This window comes from Brevibacterium sp., from assembly GCF_052105255.1.
GTDB lineage: Bacteria > Actinomycetota > Actinomycetes > Actinomycetales > Brevibacteriaceae > Brevibacterium > Brevibacterium linens_B.
Map to the genome: position 1 here is coordinate 111,259 of NZ_JBQDYQ010000005.1, position 7,089 is coordinate 118,347.

Sequence of the window (7,089 nt, forward strand, 5' to 3'; positions counted from 1 at the left end):
CCGAACCAACCGAGCCGGTCCCGACGGGCGGAGCTTCAGACCAGCCCGGTGTAGACCGATCCCGGGTTGAAGATGTTGTCCGGGTCGAGGGCCTGCTTGATCCGGTGGTTGAGCTCCATGACGTCCTCGCCGAGGTAGGGCGCGAGCCACGGTGCCTTGAGCCGGCCGACGCCGTGCTCACCGGTGATCGTCCCGCCCAGCCCGGTGGCCAGATCCATGACCTCGCCGTAGGCGATCTGCGCGCGCTTCTGCTGGTCCTCATCCTTGGGGTCGAGGACGAGCAGCGGATGCGTGTTGCCGTCGCCGGCGTGGGCGATGACGGCGATCGTCACCTGGCGGTCGGCAGCGATCTTCTCAATCCCGAGCACCAGATCGCCGAGCTTCGGCAGCGGCACGCCGACGTCCTCGAGCAGCAGTGCCCCCTTCTTCTCCACGGCCGGAATTGCGATCCGGCGGGCCGTGACGAAGGCTTCGCCCTCATCCGGGTCGGCAGTGAGATAGCACTCGGAGGCCGAGTTGTTGGTGCAGATCTCCTCGATGATCGTCGCCTGCACACTCGAATGCTCCCCGGGTTCGTCGGACTGGATGACGAGCATGCCCTCGGCCTCCCGGTCGAGGCCCATCTTCAGCTCGTCCTCGACGGCGTTGATCGACGGTCTGTCCATGAACTCGAGCATCGAGGGGCGCATGGCCCTCGCGATGTCGAGCACGGCGTTCGTGGCATCGGCGAGTTCGGGGAACATCGCGACGACGGTCGTCGGGGGCAGCTGGGCGGGAATGAGTCGCAGAGTCACTTCGGTGATCACGCCCAAGGTCCCCTCGGAGCCGACGAAGAGCTTCGTCAACGGCAGACCGGCGACGTCCTTGAGCCGCGGCCCGCCGAGCTTGACCGCCCGACCGTCGGCGAGGACGACGGTCATCCCGAGGACATAGTCCGTGGTCACGCCGTATTTCACGCAGCACAGGCCGCCGGCGTTCGTGGCGATATTGCCGCCGATGGAGCAGAACTCGAAGGACGAGGGGTCCGGCGGGTACCACAGGCCGTGTTCGGCCGCGGCGGCCTTGACCTCGGCGTTGAAGGCACCGGGCTGGACCGTGGCCATGCGGGTGACGGGATCGATGCTGATCTCGCGCATCGTATCCAGGGACAGCACGATCCCGCCGGCGATCGCGGAGCTGCCGCCCGACAGCCCGGATCCGGCGCCGCGGGGCACGATCGGGACCTTCGCCTCGGCGGCGATGCGCACGACCGTCTGCACCTCCTCGGTGGAGGTGGCTCGGACGACCGCGACCGGCACTCCGGCGTCGGGGTCGTTCGCGCGGTCCCAGCGGTAGGCGTCCATCGAATCGGGATCGGTGATGACGGCCGTGGCCGGCAGGGCGGAGGTGAGAGCGGAGACAACGTCCATGTTGCGTATCGGCCTTTCGAGCGGAGTTCGGCACCCGGATTCCGCTCTCGACGTTACCAGGATCACGGTCGCCCGCGGCGATCGGCTCGGGGCGCGGACAGGGCGCGCTCGCCCGGTGCCGCACAGCGTCGCGGCGGACCGAGCCGCAGGTCGTCGCGGCGTAGGCTGAACCCATGACCCTCACCCCCGATCGGCTCCCCGCGGCCTGCGTGCTCGGGACGCTGCCCGGCGACGGATTCGAGGGGCCTCGGATCGGGCTCGTCGATCTCGATGCGACAGGAGCGGAGATCGGCCGGATCGACCTCGCCGAGGTGGCCCTGCCCGAGTTCGTCCGTGACCGAGAGGACGCGGCCGGGGAAGGGCAGAACGGAGCCGGTGGGACCGCGGATCGCGCTCCTGCACCCCCGATCCGCTGGGTCTTCAGCGACACCCCGAAGTGGTATCCGTCGCTGTCGGACGCCGGGGTGAGCTTTGAGCGCTGCCACGATCTGCGCTTGACCCATGCGATCCTCGCCCGCTCCGAACTCGTCACTGCACCGGAGGCGGTGCGTGCCGCATCCGAGTGGGATGCCGCGCCCGCCGACGCCGCCGCACCCGAACAGGCGGCCGCGCTCTTCGACGTCGACGCCGGACGCGGATTCATCCCGCAGGTTCCGCACGACCTCGAGGCGGCCCTGGCCGAATACGTCCGGCAGACGGCGGCCGTGGACTCCGCGAGCGATCCGGGTCGGCTGCGGCTGCTGTTGGCCGCGGAATCGGCCGGAGGGCTCGTCGCCGCGGAGATGCGCGCGGCGGGTGTGCCGTGGGACGAGGCCGAACATGATCGGATCCTGACCGAACTGCTCGGTCCCCGGCCGCTCCGCGACGGGAAGCCCCAGAAGATGCTGGCCAAGGCCGAGGAAGTCCGAGCCGCACTCGACGATCCGCGGGTCAACCTCGATTCGCCGAACCGGCTGCTCGCGTCCCTGCGCAATGCCGGCATCAACGTCGCCTCGACCTCGAAATGGGAGCTGCAGACGAGCGACCATCCGGCGATCGCGCCCTTGCTCGAGTACAAGAAGATGGCGCGGCTGCTGAGTGCCAATGGCTGGCATTGGCTCGATGAATGGGTCGACGAGGGGCGGTACAGGCCCGTCTATGTGCCCGGCGGAGTCGTCACCGGGCGCTGGGCGGCCAGCGGGGGAGGGGCCCTGCAGATCCCGCGGCAGCTGCGTCCGGCCCTGCGCGCCGACGACGGGTGGCGGCTCGTCTCCGCCGATGTCGCCCAGCTCGAACCCCGTGCGCTCGCGGCGATGTCCGGAGACCGGGCGATGGCGGAGGCCGGATTCGGCCGCGATCTCTACTCCGGGCTCGTCGACGCCGGGATCGTCGCGACCCGGCAGGAGGCGAAGATCGCCGTGCTCGGGGCGATGTACGGATCGACGACCGGGGAGGCCGGGGCCCTGGTGCCGCGTCTGCGGCAGAATTTCCCCGCCGCCATGCACCTCGTCGATTCCGCCGCCGAGGCGGGACGAGCGGGAGGAGTCGTGTCCACCTGGTTGGGTCGGACCTCTCCGCCGCCCGGCGAGGGGTGGCAGAGACTGCAGAGGGCGGCGAACCGCTTCGACGCCACCGGCGCCGATGAGCAGCGGGCCCGGCGGGCCGCCGGTGACCAGGGACGATTCACCCGCAACTTCGTCGTTCAGGGCACAGCGGCCGAATGGGCGCTGGCCTGGCTGGCCGATCTGCGGCTGCGCCTGGCGCGGCTGCCGGAGATCGATGCGGCACCAGACGGTGGGGCGGGCTCTCACCCGGCGGCCGCCTCGGGGCCGGTCTTCTCCCGCAGAGCCCACCTCGTGTTCTTCCTCCACGATGAGGTCATCGTCCATGCCCCGGCCGAGCAGGCCGATCAGGCGGCGGAGGCGATCTGGGCGGCGGCCGCCTCGGCGGGTCGACTGCTGTTCGGGGATGCCCCCGTCGATTTCCCTCTCGACCTGAGCATCGGTGAGCGGGCGCTCAAAGAATAAGTCCATGTGCATGGAATAGACTGCCGGCCGCAAGCGCTGGACGATGTGGCCCAGCTACGGATACGCAAGTCCAAGGAGATCACATGAGCATCAGCGTCAAGGCACTGCAGAAGACGGGACCGGACCAGCCGTTCCGCGTGGCCACGATCGACCGCCGGGATCCCCGACCCGATGACGTCGTCATCGACATCAAGGCCGCAGGCATCTGCCACAGCGACATCCACACCATCCGCAACGAATGGGGCGAGGCGCACTTCCCGCTCACCGTCGGCCACGAGATCGCCGGCGTCGTCGAGGCCGTCGGCTCCGATGTCACTGATTGGAAGGTCGGCGACCGCGTGGGCGTGGGCTGCATGGTGAACTCGTGCGGCGAGTGCGAGGAATGCCGGGCCGGTCAGGAACAGAACTGCCTGAACGGCAGCGTCGGCACCTACAACGTCGAAGACGTCGACGGCACGATCACCCAGGGCGGGTATTCGCAGAAGGTCGTCGTCAACGAACGCTTCGTCTGCCGGATCCCCGACGCCCTCGACTTCGACGTCGCGGCCCCGCTGCTGTGCGCGGGAATCACCACCTACGCGCCGCTCAACCGCTGGGGTGCCGGTGAGCAGAAGAACGGCGCTCCCAAGCAGGTCGCCGTGCTCGGGCTCGGCGGGCTCGGCCATATGGGCGTGCAGATCGCCGCGGCCATGGGCGCAGAGGTCACCGTGCTCTCCCGCACGCTGAAGAAGGAAGCGTCGGCCCTGGAGCTCGGGGCGACGCGGATGCTCGCCACCACCGAGGAGAACTTCTTCTCCGACCACGCCGGCGAGTTCGACCTCATCCTCAACACGATCAGCGCCGACATTCCCGTCAACCGCTACCTGCGTCTGCTCAAGCCGCGCGGGGTCATGGCCGTCGTCGGCCTCCCGCCCGAGAAGCAGGAGTTCTCGTTCGGCGCCGTCATCGGCGGGGCGAAGGCGATCGCCGGATCGAACATCGGCGGCATCGCCGAGACCCAGGAGATGCTCGACTTCTGCGCCGAACACGGCATCGCCGCGCAGATCGAGACGATCCCCGTCACCGAGGCGGACGCCGCCTACGACCGGGTCGTGGCCGGAGACGTGCGCTTCCGCGTCGTCATCGACACCGCCAGCTTCGATGATGTCGAGGCCATCGCCTGATTCAGCTCGTCTGAATCCACCTCGTCTGAATCCCGGGCGTGAGACCGCAATGGTCGGGGTGATTCCCGCAATCGATGCGGGAATCCCTCGACCCACACGCCGCAGACGGGCACAATGAGACCGGGCCGAGGGACTGGAGGCCGAGGGATAGGGGAACAATGACGGGTGCGAGGCGAGCGCTGCGGACAGTGCCCTTGGCGCTGCTCCTCCTCTACACGATCTTCATCGGCCTCGTCACGCTCACACCCAACCAGTTGGACACCGGTCCCGGCTCGTTCATCGCCGGACTGCTCGAGTTCCTCGCCTCCCACCGAGCGACCGCGTGGATCGACTACGTCATCCTCGAGAAGCTCGCGAATGTCGGCATGTTCATCCCCTTCGGCCTGCTTGTCGCCCTTCAGTGCGGACCTCACCGCTGGTGGGTCGGCTGGGTCGCGGGCATCGCCTTCACCTGCCTCATTGAGGGCACGCAGGCGACCCTGCTCTCACCGACGCGTTACGCCACGATCAGCGATCTCGTGACGAACAGCCTCGGTGCCGGCATCGGAGCGGTGGTCGGACTCATCGTGATGACGATCCGGCCGCCGAGGATGGACAGAGTCCCCATCGACCATGAGGTTCGTTGAGATCAGCGCCGCCATAGAGATCTTCCAAGGCACTGTGCTCACACAGACCCGCTTCGCCACGCTCAGCGACCTCGTCACGAACACTCTCGGCGCTGGCATCGGGGCGCTCCTCGGCCTGTGCTGCCTGGCCGCATGGCCGAAACGGTCGACGAGGAGAGACTCCGAAAACGAGCTCGCGCTGGTGTAGGTCCGATCACGACAGTCCCGGTCCCCGATTGTCCGTTGGCTTTCCAGGCGTCCTGTCGCTGACGGCCCGACCTTCCAGTCCTCAGCGGTTCTCAGGCTCTTCGAGGGCCGCGATGCACCGGCCGAGCGCCTCGGTGACCATCGTCCGAGTCTCATCGTCGAGCGGTGAGACCATTCGGGCCGTGACCACTTCGACGCGGGAGACGGCCCGAGCGAGCAGCTCAACGCCGGCCGAGGTGAGCCGTGTGGGCAGGACGCGACCGGATTCGGCCGTGGCCGGCCTCGTGATCAGTCCCCGGTCCTGCAGTCCGCGCAGCAGCGTATTCATCGTCTGCCGGGTGACGAAGGCGCCGCGCGCGAGCTCGGAATTCGACGCTCCCGGCCGCCTGCGCAGCTGTTCGAGGCAGTTGTACTGAGGGGTGGTCAGCTGCAGCGGCCGCAGCGTCTCGTCCATCGTCGACCGCAGCGCCGTCTGCAGATGCTTGAGCTGATAGCCCAGCAGCGACTCGAGTTCCACCGGCCCATCCCCGGTTCCCGCAGTGTGATCCTTCGACCCTTGACTCATGTAAGTATTCTGACATACATTCGTCTATGTCAGGATACTGACACATTCGAAGGACGGACTCTCTATGAGGTGGAGAGGCGTCGAGAGAAAGGAACGAACATGAGTGCATCGACGACCGACACTGTGAATACAGCTGTCGTGAGCGGACCGGACTTCGTCGCCTTGCAGGTTCGAGACGTGGAAGCGGCCGCACAGTTCTACGAAACCAGGCTCGGACTCACCCGTGCCCCGGCTGCTCCTCCCGGAGCGGTCGTGTTCACGACCTCACCGATCCCCTTCGCCGTGCGCGAGCCGCTGCCCGGCGTCGACCTCGACTCCGGTGACCGTCCGGGAAACGGGGTGGCACTGTGGCTGAGGTGCGATGATGCGCAGGCACTGCATGATTCCCTCGCCGAGGCGGGGGTGGAGATCCTCCGGGCACCCGCTCCCAGCCCCTTCGGGCTGACCTTCGCGATCGCCGATCCCGACGGCTATGCGGTGACGTTCCACGACGCGGGGTGATCAGCGCAGCGAATCGACGATCTTCGCGATTCGACGGAGCGAGCGCATCGAAAGCGGCGCGGATATCGGCGGCGGCGAGCGCCTCGGCGAGGGAATCGGGAACCGGGGTCTCCCGGTTCGAGGTGTCGTGCGTGAGCGTCACCTCGTGGGTCTCACCACCGGCGACGCCGATCTTCTCCCGGTGTTCCTTGGCCAGCGGGAGCAGGTACTTTCCGCCCATCACCGCGGTCGTCGACGGATAGGAATAGCCTTTGATCGTGACGATGACCGGGACCCGCTTGCCCACGCCGAAGCCGAGCACGATGTCCTCGGGAACCTTGATGCCGACATTGTTGCCGAGTGTCAGGAGTTCAGTGGTGAACGTGACCATGGGGCCTCCCCGGTGAATGGTCGTTCACGCCTGAGCGTAGGCCGGTCAGTCCTCGTTGACAAGGTCGGGATCGGATTCGGCGGTCGAGAAGGTCGGCCACCAGCAGCGCACCCGCTTGGCGTAGTCGCGGTATTCCTCGCCGAAGCGCTCGATCAGGTCGGTCTCCTCGTGGGCGCGGATGAGCCAGTTCCACAGCAGTGAGCCGATCAGCGCGTACACGACGACGAGCCACGAACCGATGAGCAGACCCATCGCCACACCCT

8 protein-coding genes and 1 pseudogene are annotated in these 7,089 nt (G+C 67.7%); 5 read left to right on the top strand and 4 right to left on the bottom strand.

Annotated features, from left to right (window positions below; translation table 11 throughout):
- Positions 1-35: 35 nt before the first annotated feature.
- Positions 36-1,409, bottom strand: coding sequence for an FAD-binding oxidoreductase (locus ACTIIH_RS03295; RefSeq protein ID WP_441450431.1), 1,374 nt, complete (start codon positions 1,407-1,409; stop codon positions 36-38).
- A 173-nt stretch (positions 1,410-1,582) separates the two neighbouring features.
- Here ACTIIH_RS03295 and ACTIIH_RS03300 point away from each other — a divergent pair, with 173 nt between their 5' ends.
- The 4 genes from ACTIIH_RS03300 to ACTIIH_RS03315 all read left to right on the top strand — a co-directional run bounded on the left by ACTIIH_RS03300 (position 1,583) and on the right by ACTIIH_RS03315 (position 5,391).
- Positions 1,583-3,415, top strand: a complete 1,833-nt coding sequence (locus tag ACTIIH_RS03300) for a bifunctional 3'-5' exonuclease/DNA polymerase (protein WP_441450433.1) — start codon at positions 1,583-1,585, stop codon at positions 3,413-3,415.
- An 83-nt stretch (positions 3,416-3,498) separates the two neighbouring features.
- Positions 3,499-4,578 (top strand): NAD(P)-dependent alcohol dehydrogenase, encoded by a 1,080-nt coding sequence (locus ACTIIH_RS03305; protein ID WP_441091231.1) that lies wholly within the window; start codon positions 3,499-3,501, stop codon positions 4,576-4,578.
- Between the two features lie 158 nt (positions 4,579-4,736).
- Entirely contained in the window at positions 4,737-5,204 is a 468-nt protein-coding gene (locus ACTIIH_RS03310) for a VanZ family protein (RefSeq protein WP_441450435.1), read from the top strand.
- Positions 5,191-5,391: a hypothetical protein gene (locus ACTIIH_RS03315; protein ID WP_441450437.1), complete on the top strand. Its 201-nt coding sequence runs from the start codon at positions 5,191-5,193 to the stop codon at positions 5,389-5,391. The genes ACTIIH_RS03310 and ACTIIH_RS03315 overlap by 14 nt, the downstream gene beginning before the upstream one ends.
- An 81-nt stretch (positions 5,392-5,472) precedes the next feature.
- Here the strand turns inward: ACTIIH_RS03315 and ACTIIH_RS03320 are convergent, their stop codons facing one another.
- Entirely contained in the window at positions 5,473-5,955 is a 483-nt protein-coding gene (locus tag ACTIIH_RS03320) for a MarR family winged helix-turn-helix transcriptional regulator (protein WP_441091233.1), read from the bottom strand.
- Positions 5,956-6,054: 99 nt separating this feature from the next.
- Between ACTIIH_RS03320 and ACTIIH_RS03325 the strand changes: the two genes are divergently transcribed.
- Positions 6,055-6,456 carry a VOC family protein gene (locus tag ACTIIH_RS03325; protein WP_441450438.1) on the top strand — a complete coding sequence of 134 codons (402 nt, stop codon included), beginning with the start codon at positions 6,055-6,057 and terminating at the stop codon, positions 6,454-6,456.
- Between the two features lie 145 nt (positions 6,457-6,601).
- Here ACTIIH_RS03325 and ACTIIH_RS03330 read toward each other — a convergent pair.
- Together ACTIIH_RS03330 and ACTIIH_RS03335 are read right to left on the bottom strand one after the other, a co-directional pair.
- Positions 6,602-6,826: pseudogene (locus tag ACTIIH_RS03330) on the bottom strand (DUF1905 domain-containing protein); the annotation flags it as partial.
- A 45-nt stretch (positions 6,827-6,871) separates the two neighbouring features.
- Positions 6,872-7,089 (bottom strand): methyltransferase family protein (locus ACTIIH_RS03335; RefSeq protein ID WP_441450440.1); only part of this gene is annotated, 218 nt, incomplete at its 5' end.